The organism is Oceanobacillus sp. FSL K6-2867, from assembly GCF_037963145.1.
Classification (GTDB): domain Bacteria; phylum Bacillota; class Bacilli; order Bacillales; family Amphibacillaceae; genus Oceanobacillus.
In genome coordinates, this window is sequence record NZ_CP150144.1 from 2338299 (window position 1) to 2355171 (window position 16873).

A 16873-nucleotide genomic window follows, 5' to 3' on the forward strand; every position below is an offset into this window, starting at 1 on the left:
ATCCTGCGTCTCTCCTGAGTAGCAGCTATTTGTATATTCAACCATAGGTGTTCCAGCAATTAGGATTATTTTATTATATGTTGTATACACACTATAATGTTTACTGGCTTGGTAGCAAATTCTAGTGTTGATTTTCTATAAAAGTTAATATCTTTTCCTTCAGGGAACTAATACTTGTATAAATGATGTAATTGGACTTAATAGTTTTAATATGGATTCGATCTGTTGTTCCGTATGGATATCCAATCCTAATAGCTGTTTTGTCTTCACCAGCATAAGATTCATCATACGTTACATTCATAATCTCTGAAATAGGAATTTTAATCTTTTGTAGCTGCCATTTAATAACGATTTCGTCTTCTTCTTTTGTAACCTTTACGTCAAACATGATGCTATTCACCTTTCTTTAAAAGATGTATATACGAGTTCTGAATTAATGTTATATTCCTGACTGCTAGTATACAAAATTTTATGTCTTTTTTCGAGTAATCGATTTTCCAATCAATGTGAATTTAAGACCAAATTGGATTCGTTTCACATCATAAAGGAAATCTCGCGCCATTTTAATTGAATTTCCCTACTAATTCATATAATATAAGCTTGAATTGAATTGCAGAGGAGTGGATTAATGATGGCAAATGTATGTTTTCTACTTGCAGATGGTTATGAAGACTCGGAAATGAAGAACCCTTATGATGCAATGAATGAAGCAGGTCACAAAACGGTTGTTGTCGGACTTGAAAAAGGAGCAGAGCTTAAAGGGAAAAAAGGCACGGCAGTATATACTTCAGAGCTCTCCATTAGCGAAGTGAAGGCCGACGATTATGATGCGGTTATTATTCCTGGTGGATCTGCTCCAGAGGCACTTCGTGTTAGTGATGAAGTAGTAGAATTTGTTAAACAGGCAAATGAACAGGGGAAAGTGATTGCTGGTATTTGTCATGGTCCCCAAGTAATGATTAGCGCGGATATCCTGAACGGCGTAAACACCACCTCCTACATAGGAATCCGTGATGATGTAAAAAACGCTGGTTCTAACTTTTTGGACCAAGAGGTAGTGGTTGATGGAAATATTATTACTTCTCGTACACCCAAGGATGAACCGGTATTTATTAAAGAAATTTTAAATAAATTATAAGGTTGTTTTAATTGATAGGATCTCTTCTAACATTGGGAGAGATCCTTTTATATGTTGCAGATGACAACAGGCGAATCATCAACAACAGTTTTTTCCAAAATTCCGTTTCCTGGGTTTACGAATAAGAAACTTTTTATAGTAAACTAGAGACAGACGTTATAATGGAGGAGAGCCCGATGAACAAAACTTTTATAAAGAAAAAATCACCTTTAATTCTGCTTGCAGTATGCATTATTGCTGTTGCTGGTCTAGCAGATATTAAATATCAAGGATTATTCTTTCGCATGCTGCCGGAATCGGTTCAAGCTTTTCTTGTTCAGGTTATAAAGTAGTTGAGCATGTTATTCCTTTTCCTTCTATGGGAGAGGAATAATTATTAGATAGGGCATAAAGTTAAGTGAGCTATTACCGTTGATTTATCGTGGATAGCATAAAAAGCCTATTGAAATTCATAGGATAAGTAATTGGTCACAAACTTTTCACTTAGAAATATTGCAATTGAAACCGTAATCATATATAATGACATTAAATAAGGATTGTTACTGTTCGGCAGGCAAAACCTGAATTAATTAAATCTGTGGGGAATTACTCTGCAATTTTAATTAATTCAGGTTTTTTATTTCCTAATATTTTCGTAAAAACTTTATTCAGGTGGGAAGGCAAATGGAAATTAAACAAGTTCTTAACAATAATGTTTTATTAGCTACAAACGAAGCAGATCAAGAGGTAGTTGTAATGGGCAGGGGTCTTGCATTTAAGAAAAAGCCAGGAGATGCCGTTGATTCTGCTAAAGTTGAAAAAACTTTTATACTCGAGGATTCAGGGATTGCTCATAAATTAGCTGAATTAATGAAAGATGTTTCAGAGGTTTATTTGGATCTTGCTTATAAAGTTCTTGAATTAGCCAAATCCCATCTTACCTATAAATTGGATGACTATTTGTATATAGCGCTAACCGATCACTTAAGCTTTGCGATTACAAGGCATAAAAACGGGATTGATTTGAAAAATCCTCTGCTCTGGGAAATTCGCAGATATTATAAGCAGGAGTTTCAGATTGCTTTAAAAGCACTTGATATTATCGAAGAGACAACAGGTGTAAGACTTGATGAGGATGAAGCTGCATCTATCGCACTTCATCTTGTTAATAGTCAGCTTTCTGGTGAAAGTATGGGGGCAGCTGTTCAAGTTACAGAGATGGTTAATACGATTTTAACGATTGTAAAGTATTACTTCAAAATTGAATTAGATGAAGAATCGATTAATTATGACCGATTTTTAACTCATCTTCGCTTCTTTGCAATCCGTTTTATTCGAAAGGAAAAACAAGATGAAATGTATGACAATTTTCTATATGAACAGGTAAAACAAAAATATCCGAGAGCATTTGAATGTACGAAAAGAATATCAACTTACATTGCTAATAAATATAATTGGGAAATTTCCAATGATGAGAAGGTCTATTTAACGATTCATATCCATCGGGTAACATACCGTCAGGCAAAGTCCGACTAAAAGCGACTAATATATGAAAACGTTTTTAAAGTTTATTGACTTAGTATAAAAGCTATGGAATTATTATTGTTAATTAATTAACGACAATAATTATATATTCAAACTTAGGAATGTTACCTATTTTGGGCATAACCTGAATTGATTAAAACGGCAATAAGTGTGTGTTTTAATCAGTTCAGGTTTTTTATTTGCAGTCATTCATTATTAAATAGAAAGTAGGGAAAAGGATGAAGTATGAGCAATTAGCTAAAGACATTATTGATTTAGTTGGTGGCACAGAAAACGTAAATAGCGTAACACACTGCGTTACAAGACTTCGTTTCAGATTAAAGGACCACGATAAAGCAGATAAAAAGGCGTTAGAAGATCACGAAGATGTAGTAACTGTTCGGGAAAGTTCAGGGCAATTCCAAGTAGTAATCGGTAACCATGTTCCTGAAGTTTACAAAGCGGTAGTTACTGAAGGTGGATTTGAAAATGAGAAACAAGAAGATAACAATGATGAGAAAGATGAAAAGAAAAAGGGACCACTCTCTAGTTTCATAGATATTATCTCTAATATCTTCTTGCCAGTTCTCCCTTTGCTTATGGCCACAGGTATTATAAAAGGGTTTAACTCAATGTTCGTCGCTCTGGGTTGGTTAGAAAATACTAGCGGTACTTATCAAATACTGAATGTTATTGGAGATGGGTTCTTCACATTCTTACCTATTTTCTTGGGTTATACAGCGATGAAAAAATTTGGTGGCACACCATTCCTTGGTATGGCAATTGCTGCTGCACTTGTTCACCCAAGCCTCGCAGCAATTGGAGAAAGCGAACCATTTATGACATTATTCAGCGGTACGGTATTAGAGTCACCAGTACAAGTGTCATTCTTAGGGATTCCAATTATTTTAATGAGTTATACGGCTTCTGTCGTACCGATAATTCTATCCACTTACTTTGCGGCTAAAGTTGAACGCTGGTTTGCATCGATTATTCCACAAGTGGTTAAATCATTTATCGTACCATTCTTAACATTGCTTATCATTGTACCCTTAACATTTATCATTATTGGTCCAATCGCTACATGGTTAGCACAATCCATAGGATTCGCAATTCAAACAGGCTATGAATTCGTCCCACTCGTTGCGGGCATAATTGTTGGTGGATTCTGGCAAGTATTAGTCATTTTCGGTGTCCATTGGGGAATTATTCCGATTTACTATAATAACTTAGCAGTTCAAGGGTATGACATGCTAATAGCAATGACATTTGCTGCATCCTTTGCACAAATCGGTGCAGTGCTTGCTGTTTGGATAAGAACCAAGAATAAAAAACTAAAAAGACTTAGTCTCCCTGCCTTTGTATCAGGCTTCTTTGGTGTAACAGAACCTGCGATTTATGGTATTACACTACCACTTAAAACACCATTCATTATGAGTTGTATTGGATCCGCTGCAGGTGGTGCAATTATTGCAATGACAGGGGCAGCGCTTTATAGTGCAGGACCTTTGGGCGTATTTAAAATCCCGACATTCATCCACCCAGAAAACGGAATTGATGGTGGGTTCTGGGGCATGATGATTTCAATCATTGTTGCATTTGCCGTTGCCTTCGTATTAACATACTTCTTCGGTCGAATTAGTCAAAAAGAAAATACGGAAGCGGTAGTCGGTGATGGGAAAATGCAAGAGGATGTCTATGATGAAGAATTGGTTGAAGGTGATGTGAACAACGCTGATACAGAGACAACTGTACAAAATGAAAATATTTTAAGCCCTGCAAATGGTGATATCATTCCATTATCGTCCATTCAAGATGAGGTGTTTTCTTCAGAAGCAATGGGTAAAGGTGTCGCGATTCATCCAAATGAAGGCCGAATGTACGCACCTGCAAACGGTTTAGTTACAACTCTCTTTAAAACAAAACACGCAATAGGAATTAAAACAGACAATGGTGCAGAAGTTCTTATCCATATTGGGATGGATACAGTTCAATTAGACGGAGAATTCTTCGAAGCACACATCGAACAAGGTGATAAAGTTAAAGCAGGAGATTTGCTAGTTGAATTTGATATTAATAAAATTGAAGAGGCAGGATATTCCGTCACAACACCAATTGTCATTACTAATACAAATGAGTATGATCGGGTTGAAACCGTATCTGATGATACGATAACGAAAGAAGATGTATTAATTATTACTAAAGTTTAAAGAGGATGTAAACAAAATTTAAGGAGGAATTTCCATGACTAATAATATAAAATTTCCAAAAGGTTTTTTATGGGGTGGCGCTGTTGCCGCCAACCAAGTAGAAGGAGCTTATCTTGAAGATGGGAAAGGACTCACAAACGTTGACTTGCTCCCAACTGGATCTAAAAGAAGGAAAATAATGGAGGGGTATATCGAGAGTTTAAAACCTAACTCTGAAGACTTCTACCCTAGTCATGAAGCTATTGATTTTTATCACAACTATAAAGAAGACATAGCATTATTCGCGGAGATGGGCTTTAAATCATTTAGACTCTCTATCTCATGGGCAAGAATTTTCCCAAATGGAGATGATGAGACCCCTAATGAAGCGGGTCTTCAATTTTATGATGATTTGTTTGATGAGTTACTTAAACACAATATTGAACCCATTGTAACAATCGCACATTTCGACGTACCTGTATCACTTATCGAACGATTTAATAGTTGGGAAAGCAGAAAGCTCGTTGATTTATTTGAAAAATACTCCATTACCATTTTCGAGAGATATAAAGAAAAAGTAAAATACTGGATGACATTCAATGAAATCAATATGCTACTACATCTTCCATTCATGGGAGCGGGCATTGTACTTAAAGAAGGAGAAAATCGTGATCAAGTACTCTACCAAGCTGCGCATCATCAACTTGTTGCAAGTGCCAAAGCTGTAAAAGCATGTCATGAGATTATTCCAGATGCACAAATCGGTTGCATGTTAGCTGCGGGTATGTTTTATCCATATACGAGCAATCCGGATGATATTTTTAAAGCAATGGAAAAAGATCGTGAATCTTTCTTCTTCATTGATGTTCAGTCACGAGGTGAATATCCGGGCTATGCTAAACGTTTCTTTATAGACAACAATCTGACAATAGAGATGGAACCGGAAGATGAAAAAATACTAAAAGACCATACTGTTGATTATATTGGGTTTAGTTATTATTCCACTCGGACAACGAGTACGGACCCAGAAGTTCTTAAAAATTCTACAAGCGGTAATGTCTTTGGATCTGTTTCTAATCCTTATGTTTCTAAGTCAGAATGGGGATGGACAATTGATCCAAAAGGATTCCGTATTACAGCGAACCAGCTTTATGATCGCTATCAAAAACCACTATTCGTTGTGGAAAATGGACTAGGTGCGAAGGATGAACCAAATGCTGACGGTACCATCAACGATGACTACCGAATTGATTATTTGAAAAAGCATATTGCTGAAATGGGCGAAGCAATAGAGGATGGAGTCGACATTATCGGCTACACAAGCTGGGGCCCAATTGATATCGTCAGTGCGTCCACCGGCGAAATGAAAAAGCGCTACGGCTATATTTATGTTGACAGAGATAATGAAGGAAATGGAACATTAAAGCGTACGAAAAAGAAAAGCTTTCATTGGTATAAAAATGTTATTGCATCAAATGGTGAAGAATTATAAGGAATTAGTAAATGAGACAAGGGATAGGGAAACCTGTCTCTTTTTCATTTTCCTTACAAACCAACCAAAGTAAAAAAATTTACCTATTTCTCGAATATATCCATTCTCCCTATTATAGATTTATGGTATAAACCTAAGGGAGGCCTACGAATGAGTGACTGGCTGAAAAGCTTAAAAACGCCAACACCGCAAAAAGGATATGAGTTAGCGATAACATTAGCAAGGGAAGGCGTTGTTTATACACAGCCTTCAGAAGCAATTAGGAAGAAGTTGCGAAAAAAGTATGCGAACAATGCGGATAGTCTTATCATGGTGTCAGAGGTTATCGCGATTCATTTTCAAACTGTAGCTGCTGCGAATAATTATTGGAAGTAAGCAAAGAGAACAGCGGGATTCTGCCAGCATTTTGTTTGCTTGCAGAATCCTTATGTATTTAGTTTATACATTTCACGAGCCATTGATTCTAAAATATAAAGTACGGGCACTTGTGTCGTTATATTGGCGCCTTCATACCACTCCTCCGTTACATAATAGGGGATATTTACATCCGATATTTTTGCAATGGTTGAGTGTTTATGGTTAGTAATACTAATAATCTTGCTGTCCTCTTGTTTCAGCTGATTCAGGTGTGTGACTGTAAAATTAGTTTCTCCAGAGACAGATAAAGCAATTGTTGCACTGTTGTAACGTAATTTAGAGTGAATCGGAAAGAGCGGATCTTTAATATACATTGAAAATTTACCTAGACTTGAGAAATATCTTGCACCATATTCAGCAAGAATACCGGAGCTTCCAGTTCCAATGAAAATGACACTATCTGCTTTAACAACTAGACTTGCAGCCTTCCTTATATTCTCTTCTATATTTCCCTTTAATGTGCGTTCAAAAAATTCCATCACGGAATGCTGAGACCCTTTTAGTACTGTCTTCTTATTTCCCTCTAAATGCATTTTAAGCTTTACTTTAAATTCTGAGAAACCCTCGCAATTTATTTTTCTGCAAAAACGCAGAATCGTTGCGGTTGATACATGGGTCTCATCTGCCAGTTCGCGGATTCGCATATAAGCGACCTTATCAGCATGTTGACTAATATAGTTGTATAAAGAAGTTTCTAACTCATTAAATGAAGCAACCATTTCCTGTGTAAACATTTGATAGAATTCTCCTTTTTAAGAGTTAATTTATTAACAACTCTGCACCTCCATCTTAACACGTAATAAAAAACATGTCGTTACATTTGTGAAACAAATGACCTCTGATGTCATTCTAAACTAGATGCGCAAGGTTTGTATACGGCTTCGGTAAATGCAGTTACAATTGATATATAAGGTACATTACCTGGAGGTGCAAAGTATATGTCAAAAGGTATTAAAATTGCAACAATTGGTGGGGGATCCAGCTATACCCCTGAATTAGTAGAAGGATTTATAAAAAGATATGATGAATTCCCAGTTAAAGAGTTATGGTTAGTAGATATTGAAGCAGGAAAAGAAAAGTTAGAAATCGTTGGAAATCTTGCGAAAAGAATGATTGAAAAAGCGGGTCTTCCAATTGATGTTCATTTAACACTGGATCGAAGAGCGGCTTTAAAGAATGCTGATTTTGTTACAACGCAATTTCGTGTAGGATTGCTGGATGCTCGAGCAAAAGATGAAAGTATTCCGTTGAAATACGGGGTTCTTGGACAGGAGACGAATGGACCTGGTGGTTTGTTTAAAGGATTACGTACAATCCCTGTTATTTTGGATATTTGTAAGGACATGGAAGAATTATGTCCAGATGCATGGTTAATCAACTTTACGAATCCTGCTGGCATGGTAACCGAAGCCGTGTTACGCTACTCGAACATCAAAAAAGTCGTTGGATTGTGCAATGTGCCGATTGGAATGGAAATGGGCGTTGCCAAATTATTGGATGTCGATCATTCACGAATCCGAATTGACTTTGCCGGACTAAATCACATGGTCTACGGGTTAGATGTCTATGTGGATGGAGAAAGTGTAAAAGAAGAAGTTATTAAGAAATTGTCAAATCCAGAAAATAGCAGTTTTGTTAAAAACATTGATGGAATGGGCTGGGAGCCTGAATTTATTCAAGCACTAGGTGCTATAACATGCCCATACCATATGTATTACTACAAATCGAAGGAAATGCTGGATAAGGCGATAGAAAGCTCTAAGGAAGAGGGTACCCGTGCAGAAGTTGTCCAACAGTTGGAGCGAGAATTATTCGAGCTGTATAAAGATGAAAATCTTGATATCAAACCACCGCAATTAGAAGAACGTGGTGGAGCATATTATTCGGATGCTGCTGTTCGCTTAATTACATCCATTTATAATGACAAACGTGACATTCAACCAGTAAACACGATGAATCGTGGTGCAATTGCCAGTATTCCAGATGAATCAGCAGTTGAAATCAGCTGTGTTATTACTAAGGACGGTCCAATTCCGCTTGCGGTAGAAGATTTGCCTGTTGCTGTCCGTGGTCTTGTTCAGCAAATTAAATCATTTGAGCGTATTGGAGCAGAGGCGGCTGTAACAGGTGATTACAATAAAGCAGTGCTTGCTTTAACAATTAACCCATTAACACCAAGTGATGCAATTGCGAAACAAATTGTAGATGATATGATGGAAGCACATAAAGCGCACCTTCCACAATTTTTCCAAAACGAAAAAGTAATACAATAGTCCAGCATTAATGGGATTCCAGTAATTAGCAAGGGATATAACTAAAGTGGTTTACATTAAGGACGAAATGCACAAATTTTGAGTAAAACATCTTTCTAAGGCGAAAGTCACTTTGCTGCCAAGTAGCAAAGTGACTTTTTTGAAGTGGAAATTTGTTCGGATGTCAGCATACAAACAAATTTCGAAGTTAATTTCTTACAAGATAATCAAAAGCACTCAATGCCGCTGTTGCAGCTGATCCCATGGAAATAATAATTTGCTTAAATGGTTCTGTTGTACAATCACCAGCAGCAAATACGCCTGGGACGCTTGTAGCGCCACGAGCATCAATTACGATTTCGCCAAATTTATTACGTTCAACGGCATCGCCTAACCAATCTGTGTTTGGTACTAGACCGATTTGAACGAATACACCAGATAATTCAATATGCTTCTCTTCACCTGATTGGCGCTCAACATACGTAATACCGTTTACGTTGTCTGTTCCGGTAATTTCTTTTGTTTGCGCATTTTTAACCACCGTGACATTCGGCAGGCTGTGGAGACGGTCCTGAAGCACTGAATCAGCTTTTAGTTCTGACGCATATTCAAGAACTGTTACGTGATTCACAATTCCAGCAAGGTCAATGGCTGCTTCAACACCGGAGTTACCGCCACCGATAACCGCTACATCTTTACCTTCAAATAATGGACCATCACAGTGTGGGCAGTATGCTACCCCTTTATTCTTGAATTCTGCTTCACCAGGAACGCCAATATTGCGCCAACGAGCTCCTGTAGCAAGGATAACGGATTTACTCTTTAGAACAGCACCGTTTTCCAGCTCGATTTCAATCATATCTTTCTTTTCTAAACGAGCCGCACGCTGCAAATTCATGACATCAATATTATAATCTTTGACATGCTCTTCAAGGTTTGCTGCAAGCCTAGGCCCTTCTGTACGGTTTACACTGATAAAGTTTTCGATGCTTGCTGTGTCTAAAATTTGACCACCGAAACGTTCAGCAACAATACCTGTGCGGATACCTTTACGTGCTGCATAAATAGCGGCACTTGCTCCACCTGGTCCGCCACCGATAACAAGTACATCATACGGATCTTTATCAGCGAATTCAGATGCATCTGGGCCGTTTCCTAGTTTGGCAAGGATTTCTTCAACAGTCATCCGGCCACCGCCAAATTCCTCCCCGTTTAAGAACACAGTAGGAACTGCCATAATGTTTTTCGATTCAGCTTCTTCTTTGTAAGCTGCACCATCAATCATGGTATGAGAGATACGTGGGTTTAATACACTCATCACGTTCAATGCTTGGACAACTTCTGGGCAGTTTTGGCAAGTTAAACTGATGTATGATTCAAAGTGATAATCTTCATTAATGTTCTTAATTTGGCCGATTGCTTTTTGGTCGACTTTTGGAGCTCTTCCACTAACTTGAAGTAATGCAAGAACTAAAGATGTGAACTCATGCCCAAGCGGGATACCAGCAAATGTAATGCCAGTATTTTCACCAATACGGTTGACACTAAAGCTCGGTGTTCTTTCTAACAACGTGTGTTCAATTTTGATGTTCGATGACATTGCCGCTAACTCTTCTACCAGTGTCAGCATGTCACGAGAAACATCGTCGTTTCCAGTGCTAACTTTGATTAGTACGTCGCCCTCCATCAATTGGAGATATTGCGCTAACTGTGCTTTAATATCCGCATCTAGTAACATTCACTCTACTCCTTATATTGCATGTTCAAAAAGAGAATGAAAAGGATCGAAGTTCGACAGATCCTTTTCACCAGTCTTTTGAACAACCTATTATATTTTTCCTACAAGATCAAGGCTTGGTTTAAGTGTTTCTGAGCCTTCTTCCCATTTTGCTGGGCAAACTTCACCAGGGTTGTTGCGTACGTATTGTGCTGCTTTAATTTTTCCAACAAGTGTGCTTGCGTCACGGCCAATACCGTCAGCGTTAATTTCCGCTGCTTGGACAACGCCATCTGGGTCAATGATAAATGTACCACGTTGTGCAAGACCTGCTTCTTCATCTAGGACATCAAAGTTTCTGGAGATTTTTTGTGAAGGGTCACCGATCATTATGTATTCAAGCTTGCTGATCGCATCTGAATGATCATGCCATGCTTTGTGTGTGAAGTGAGTATCTGTTGATACAGAATATACTTCAACTCCTAATTTTTTCAATTCTGCGTAGTGGCTTTGAAGGTCTTCAAGTTCAGTTGGACAAACGAAAGTAAAGTCTGCTGGATAGAAGCAAACAACACTCCACTGACCTTTTAAATTTTCATCGGTAATTTCGATGAATTCACCGTTACCGCTATTGTAAGCTTGTGCTGTGAAGGCTTGAATTTCTTTTCCAATTAGAGACATAATGTAATTTCCTCCTGCTGTATGTTTAATTTAGAAAGATATAGTTGTTATATAACGACAAATGTTCGTTTTGTTGGTTAACTATAATAATTCTAATGCAACACTCATTATTATATAGAACATATCTATTGTCAATATTTATCTAGATGTTTGCGAAATTGTTCACAATTTCATTAATTCGCCCACTCAATTAGTATAATAAATGTCATAAAAATTATAATATGAAACTGGTAGCTCAAATATGCGACTAATTAAAAAGGCGTCTTCCCATTACAGAAAACGCCCGTAGAAATATCTTTAAAGAATTTCATTTTGCCCCTTGGATGGCCGGATCCTTTTTGATTGCATAGGAAACCGGGCGCTTCCGCTTTTGTTCTTGCCATTGCAATATTCGTTAGCGGTGCAATCGATAATAGATCGATCTCCCGGATTTTGTAACATCCTCTATTCCTTTTTTGCTAATTCAGTCATATAATCAAAGAATGCATCACGATTTACATCATAAACGACATTCACAGGTCGTCCGTAAGCTGTTTCAACTGTACGTCCTTGACTCGGTCCGTCTGTGATGACAGCACTATTAACTGTTTGTACCTTAACAAGGTCGCTGTTGCCTACAAATGCAGTCGTTAGCACGTCCCATAAGTAGTAAGTGGAATTTGTAGTAAAATGAACAAGCGGCGGGACCCCAGCATAACATTGACCGAGGAAATCAACGCCAATATGTTTACGTTCTTTTGCCCAGCGTTTACGCACATCCAAGGTTAAAGGTACTTGATTTGTGCTTTCAAGCGCGACTAGATCAATTTTGATGTTCGTTTTCCATACGCGAGCAGCAGCTTCCGGATCCCAAAACACATTCCACTCAGCAGTTCCATCATGTTCAGGTTCGTGAACGTTTCCAGCCTCTCGAAAAGTGCCGCCCATCCAAACGAGTCTTTCGATTTTATCCTCAATATCTGGAGATTCATCCAATGCTCGAGCAAGGTCAGTTAGAGGACCGGTGAATAATAAGGTTGTTTTTTCAGCAGTATTTTGAATAGCATCTATCATATGAAGATGTGCTGGCTTTTCTGCTACTGGTGCAATCATTTTTCCAGATTCATTTAAAATTGGCAGAGCATCTACATAGAAAGCGTGCATTCGCCAATCTTTTGGAAAAGGGTTTTTTCCGCGTGAATTTGACTCAGCTACTTCGAGGACGTCGCTTCCAAAAAGGTCGATAATTTTCCGGCTTGCAAATACCGCTGGCTCTAGATAACAATCAGCCGGAATAACGGATACACCTGTCAATTTGATATTATCCATTTTAAGTAACAAAAACAATGAAACAAGATCATCGACTCCACCATCATGATTAAAATAAATATGTTTTTTTGTCATTGCAAAATCGCATCCTTTTTTATAAAAATTTTTTTCAATGGTTCGCTCAACTGCCGAGTTTCTGATTGAATAATTTGAATACTGTGGATAGCCTAAGTGACTGAACAATAACGTTTGCAAAGCACGATGCCTTAGTCAAACTTCTTGCACTCCACTATGATAAGTGGGCAGCCTGATCGACCCTCGTCGTTTCTCTATTATCTCCTATGTAAGAACCTTCGACATCTGAATCACTCTAAGAGTTCGGGTTCGATTCCGTATGTTCTAACCGAGCGCCTAGGCCTTTGTTCTTTGTATGGCAATCCATTTTTGTCAAGGCTTCTCCATTGTATGGTCTCCGATTCCATGGGGGAGTATTCGTATTCCTTCTTTAATATGCGGGTTTTTGTGGAATGCAAAAAAACCTGAGTATATACCTGCCCAGGCAGCGGATTTACATGTAGAAATTGTGTAATGTGTATCATAAAAATACGAGTTTACAGACATTCTTTCATGTAGTCCGGTAGTTTACGGTTACCAGGTAGAAACGCTTAACCCATATTGTTAAGCATATACATTCAATGAGCTTCTATTGATTATTCACCTAAATATTAATAGCATGAACGTCATGAATTGGTCAACAGAAAATGCAAATGTTTTTATGTTTTGTTAATTTTGGCGTTCGGATATTTATTGTGAGTAAGATGCTTAACATCAGCTTATCCAGTTTTTGGCCTTTATCAATAACTCGATCCATGTAAAGGAGCTTCTTTTAATAGAAAAGCATGTAATTCTATTTTACACATTTATGTTACAATCGTACTAACAATATAAGAAGCGGGCGAGACGATTGAAAATGAAAGTGACGAACAAAAAGATCGAAGACATGTGCGGTACGGTCTCTTTTAAAAAAGGGGACTCTTTTTATCGATCGAATAAAGTTACGTTGAAACTCTATATGCATGATCGGTGCGAAGCGATTGTTGCAGGGACAGAAGATTTTTATGTGACAGTTGAACATGCGGATCATCAAACATTGAAAGCCACATGCAGCTGTCCGTCTTTAGCATCGTATACAAAGGATTGCCAGCATGTTGCAGCAGTTTTGCTTGCTATTCAGCATGAGCAGCGTAAAGGAACCGTTCCAGGAAAAGTGTTTGAAGGCTTGCCAAAACAGGCGCTGGCAGATGATCTGATGGAAATTTTCGATTATCATTCTTTTCGCTCAAGCACACATCAACGTCATTTTGAAAATCGGGAAGTACTGCCATTGCACTTTACGTGCCGACTGATTACGCACGATGAAAACTGGCAGCTGTTTGGCATGGAAGTCCGAATTGGTTCAACAACCGTAAGTGATATTCGGGCATTCTTGCAGCAGGTTAGGGCAGGAGAGCCTTTCGCACTATCATCAATACTCACGTTTGACCCGAAAATTCACTGCTTTATGCCCGATTCGGACGCGGTTTTGCAAGAGCTTTGCCTAGTGAATCATGATGAAAAAACGGAGATAGATGAAAATAGATTGAAGGACAAGGCGGTATTGCCTATTCCACCTTCTGCTTGGGAGCGGATTGCAGCTTTACTGGAAGGGCTGACAGATGTGACAGTCAAATATGACGGCAAAAGCTTTAAAGGAATTCAATTCTCAAAAGCTATGCTTCCATTGCAGTTTGATTTTGCGCCAGCAGTGCAGCATGATTATGCGCTGACGGTGAAAGGGATGGATCGGCTGACAATTCTTCAAGCTTATCGTTCTGTGTTGGTTTCAGGGAAATTGATTCAGCTTTCAAGGGACACTTATCAACCACTTGTTAACTTAAAGCAGATGCTCGATACAGCTGGAACAAATAAAATCCCTATTTCTAAGCATCAAGCAGGTTTTATTGTCGAAAAGGTAGCGCCAGGGCTAAAGAAAATTGGAACAGTTTATTTGACAGGAGATATTACAAATCATCTTGCAAAAACACCATTAACAGCAAAATTGTATTTAGACCGGCTAAAAAACCGTTTGCTTGCCGGTCTTGAATTCCAGTATGAAAATAATGTGATCAATCCACTGGATCAAGATGCGCTTCGCAACAGTCTGTTTATTGTTCGAGATATCGAGAAGGAAAATGAAATCCTGGAGCTGATGAAAGCTGGCCAATTTGCGACAACAGATGGTGGTTATTTTCTCCACAACGAGGAACTCGAATATGAATTTTTGCATTATATTCTTCCCAAACTTCAAAAGCTTGTTAAAGTATATGCGACAACGGCCATTCGCCTTCGTGTGATGAAAGCACCAGTCCCGCCAAGGATTAAGGTAAAGGCTAAAAAAGATCGGGTTAACTGGTTGGAGTTTAAGTTCGAAATGGAAGGATTTCCTGAGCAGGATATTCGGGAGATTTTAGTTGCTTTAGAGGAAAAACGAAAATATTACCGCTTGCGGGATGGGGCGCTTTTATCGCTTGAGACAAGGGAGTTTGAAGAGATTCAACGGTTCTTGCATGCGGCACCATTGCAAGAGGAGGACGACCTGGAACGTGGTCTTCAGGTTCCAGTTATTCAAGGGCTTCGCTTGCTTGATAGCACTTCTGATACTGTATTCTCGCCTGAGGAGTCATTCCGGAAGTTTTTACAGCAAATTGAAACCCCTGAGCTAGACAAATTCCCGATTCCTGAAAATGTACAGCATGTGCTTCGAGATTATCAGCGATTGGGTTTTCAGTGGATGAAGACACTTGCAAGCTGCGGATTTGGCGGGATTCTTGCAGATGATATGGGTCTTGGGAAAACATTGCAAAGCATCACATTTATTCAGTCTGAGCTCGCTTCTATTCGCAATAGAAAGCTGCCTGTTTTAATTGTGTGCCCTGCATCATTAACATATAACTGGCTGAATGAACTGGGAAAATTCACACCACACACTCAAGCTATGATACTCGAAGGGACAAGGGAAAAGCGGCGGAATTTGAAAAAACGGGTCATGGATTATGATGTTGTTATTGTTTCGTATCCCCTGTTACGAAGTGAGAGTCAGTGGTTTGCGAAACAAGCTTTCCATACAGTGTTTTTTGACGAAGCTCAAGCATTTAAGAACCCGATGACACAGACGGCAAGAGCAGTAAAGAAATTGCAGGCAGATTACCGCTTTGCATTAACGGGTACGCCAATTGAAAATGCATTAGAGGATCTATGGTCCATTTTTCATGTTGTCTTTCCGGAATTATTCCGTGGTCTACAGGAATATAGCAATCTGAATCGAAAACAAATTTCACGCCGGATACGGCCGTTTCTTCTTCGCCGCATAAAGGAGGATGTATTGGCGGAGCTGCCAGCAAAAGTGGAATGGATCGAAAAAGTAGAATTACTGCCAGAGCAAAAGAAGATATATGGCGCTTATTTAGCAAAACTGCGGCATGAAACATTGAAGCATCTGGACAAAGATACGATACGAAAAAACCGGATTCGTATTTTATCAGGTTTAACGAGGTTGCGGCAGATTTGCTGCCATCCCGATCTATTTGTTGAAGGATATGAAGGCAGGTCGGCTAAATTTGAAAAGCTAAAGCAGCTGTTAGAGGAATCGAGGCTTGCAGGCAGAAGGGTGCTTATTTTCTCCCAGTTTACAAAAATGCTGGGCCTTATTGGAGGAGAGCTTACGAAGCAAGGTGCAGATTACTTTTATCTTGATGGGCAAACGCCGTCTGCGGAACGGATAGAATGTGTAAATCGATTCAATCAAGGGGAGCGGAATATTTTTCTGATTTCTTTAAAAGCTGGTGGGACAGGACTTAATTTAACCGGAGCAGATACTGTAATCCTATATGATTTATGGTGGAATCCAGCCGTTGAAGAGCAGGCAGCAGACCGCGCTCACCGGATTGGACAGGAGCACGAGGTGCAAGTTATTAAGCTCATTGCACGGGGAACGATTGAAGAAAAAATGAATGAACTGCAGGAGCAAAAGAGAGGTCTCATTGAAGAGATGATTGATCCGCAGAGTAAGTCAGTGACATCACTTACGGAGGAAGATATTCGAGAGATTTTGAAGTTGCAGGAATAGTGGAAAAGCTAGCTGGTTTATTGGTGAACCGCCTGCTTTTTCGATTATAAAATCTATTGGGCTTTATTCTT

13 protein-coding genes and 1 riboswitch are annotated in these 16873 nt (G+C 38.8%); of the genes, 8 read left to right on the forward strand and 5 right to left on the reverse strand.

Annotated elements, in window-relative coordinates; genetic code table 11:
* Positions 1-121 precede the first annotated feature (121 nt).
* Positions 122-388, reverse strand: a complete 267-nt coding sequence (locus NSQ77_RS11500) for a hypothetical protein (RefSeq protein ID WP_339226126.1) — start codon at positions 386-388, stop codon at positions 122-124.
* Between the two features lie 243 nt (positions 389-631).
* On the opposite strand from NSQ77_RS11500, the gene NSQ77_RS11505 reads away from it, so the two are divergent.
* The 6 genes from NSQ77_RS11505 to NSQ77_RS11530 all read left to right on the forward strand — a co-directional run bounded on the left by NSQ77_RS11505 (position 632) and on the right by NSQ77_RS11530 (position 6697).
* Positions 632-1138 (forward strand): type 1 glutamine amidotransferase domain-containing protein, encoded by a 507-nt coding sequence (locus tag NSQ77_RS11505; protein ID WP_339226127.1) that lies wholly within the window; start codon positions 632-634, stop codon positions 1136-1138.
* Between the two features lie 176 nt (positions 1139-1314).
* Positions 1315-1470 (forward strand): hypothetical protein, encoded by a 156-nt coding sequence (locus tag NSQ77_RS11510; protein ID WP_339226128.1) that lies wholly within the window; start codon positions 1315-1317, stop codon positions 1468-1470.
* A 331-nt stretch (positions 1471-1801) separates the two neighbouring features.
* Positions 1802-2653: a PRD domain-containing protein gene (locus NSQ77_RS11515; protein ID WP_339226130.1), complete on the forward strand. Its 852-nt coding sequence runs from the start codon at positions 1802-1804 to the stop codon at positions 2651-2653.
* Between the two features lie 227 nt (positions 2654-2880).
* Entirely contained in the window at positions 2881-4851 is a 1971-nt protein-coding gene (locus tag NSQ77_RS11520) for a beta-glucoside-specific PTS transporter subunit IIABC (RefSeq protein ID WP_339226131.1), read from the forward strand.
* Between the two features lie 34 nt (positions 4852-4885).
* A complete protein-coding gene (locus NSQ77_RS11525; protein ID WP_339226132.1) occupies positions 4886-6322 on the forward strand; it encodes a 6-phospho-beta-glucosidase in 1437 nt (478 codons plus the stop codon).
* Positions 6323-6472: 150 nt separating this feature from the next.
* The gene (locus NSQ77_RS11530) at positions 6473-6697 is read left to right on the forward strand and encodes a hexameric tyrosine-coordinated heme protein (RefSeq protein WP_339226133.1); all 225 of its coding nucleotides are present in this window, start codon (positions 6473-6475) and stop codon (positions 6695-6697) included.
* 50 nt (positions 6698-6747) lie between these two features.
* Here NSQ77_RS11530 and NSQ77_RS11535 read toward each other — a convergent pair whose 3' ends face one another.
* Entirely contained in the window at positions 6748-7473 is a 726-nt protein-coding gene (locus NSQ77_RS11535) for a MurR/RpiR family transcriptional regulator (RefSeq protein ID WP_339226134.1), read from the reverse strand.
* Positions 7474-7677: 204 nt separating this feature from the next.
* On the opposite strand from NSQ77_RS11535, the gene NSQ77_RS11540 reads away from it, so the two are divergent.
* On the forward strand, positions 7678-9012 hold the full coding sequence (locus NSQ77_RS11540) for a 6-phospho-beta-glucosidase (protein WP_339226135.1): 1335 nt from the start codon (positions 7678-7680) through the stop codon (positions 9010-9012).
* 187 nt (positions 9013-9199) lie between these two features.
* Here NSQ77_RS11540 and ahpF read toward each other — a convergent pair whose 3' ends face one another.
* From ahpF to NSQ77_RS11555, 3 genes are all read right to left on the reverse strand, one after another.
* Positions 9200-10729: an alkyl hydroperoxide reductase subunit F gene (gene ahpF / locus NSQ77_RS11545; RefSeq protein ID WP_339226136.1), complete on the reverse strand. Its 1530-nt coding sequence runs from the start codon at positions 10727-10729 to the stop codon at positions 9200-9202.
* Positions 10730-10819: 90 nt separating this feature from the next.
* Positions 10820-11389 carry an alkyl hydroperoxide reductase subunit C gene (gene ahpC, locus NSQ77_RS11550; protein ID WP_339226137.1) on the reverse strand — a complete coding sequence of 190 codons (570 nt, stop codon included), beginning with the start codon at positions 11387-11389 and terminating at the stop codon, positions 10820-10822.
* 444 nt (positions 11390-11833) lie between these two features.
* Entirely contained in the window at positions 11834-12772 is a 939-nt protein-coding gene (locus NSQ77_RS11555) for a nucleoside hydrolase (RefSeq protein ID WP_339226138.1), read from the reverse strand.
* A 475-nt stretch (positions 12773-13247) separates the two neighbouring features.
* Positions 13248-13349, reverse strand: a riboswitch (purine riboswitch).
* 252 nt (positions 13350-13601) lie between these two features.
* Here NSQ77_RS11555 and NSQ77_RS11560 point away from each other — a divergent pair.
* Positions 13602-16802, forward strand: coding sequence for a DEAD/DEAH box helicase (locus tag NSQ77_RS11560; RefSeq protein ID WP_339226139.1), 3201 nt, complete (start codon positions 13602-13604; stop codon positions 16800-16802).
* Positions 16803-16873: the final 71 nt, after the last annotated feature.

Coding starts and splice junctions, on each gene's coding strand:
- NSQ77_RS11520 (WP_339226131.1), top strand. CDS start 2,881: ATGAAGTATGAGCAATTAGCTAAAGACATTATTGATTTAGTTGGTGGC.
- NSQ77_RS11505 (WP_339226127.1), top strand. CDS start 632: ATGGCAAATGTATGTTTTCTACTTGCAGATGGTTATGAAGACTCGGAA.
- NSQ77_RS11555 (WP_339226138.1), bottom strand. CDS start 12,772: ATGACAAAAAAACATATTTATTTTAATCATGATGGTGGAGTCGATGAT.
- NSQ77_RS11500 (WP_339226126.1), bottom strand. CDS start 388: ATGTTTGACGTAAAGGTTACAAAAGAAGAAGACGAAATCGTTATTAAA.
- ahpC (WP_339226137.1), bottom strand. CDS start 11,389: ATGTCTCTAATTGGAAAAGAAATTCAAGCCTTCACAGCACAAGCTTAC.
- NSQ77_RS11515 (WP_339226130.1), top strand. CDS start 1,802: ATGGAAATTAAACAAGTTCTTAACAATAATGTTTTATTAGCTACAAAC.
- NSQ77_RS11510 (WP_339226128.1), top strand. CDS start 1,315: ATGAACAAAACTTTTATAAAGAAAAAATCACCTTTAATTCTGCTTGCA.
- NSQ77_RS11540 (WP_339226135.1), top strand. CDS start 7,678: ATGTCAAAAGGTATTAAAATTGCAACAATTGGTGGGGGATCCAGCTAT.
- NSQ77_RS11530 (WP_339226133.1), top strand. CDS start 6,473: ATGAGTGACTGGCTGAAAAGCTTAAAAACGCCAACACCGCAAAAAGGA.
- ahpF (WP_339226136.1), bottom strand. CDS start 10,729: ATGTTACTAGATGCGGATATTAAAGCACAGTTAGCGCAATATCTCCAA.
- NSQ77_RS11535 (WP_339226134.1), bottom strand. CDS start 7,473: ATGTTTACACAGGAAATGGTTGCTTCATTTAATGAGTTAGAAACTTCT.
- NSQ77_RS11525 (WP_339226132.1), top strand. CDS start 4,886: ATGACTAATAATATAAAATTTCCAAAAGGTTTTTTATGGGGTGGCGCT.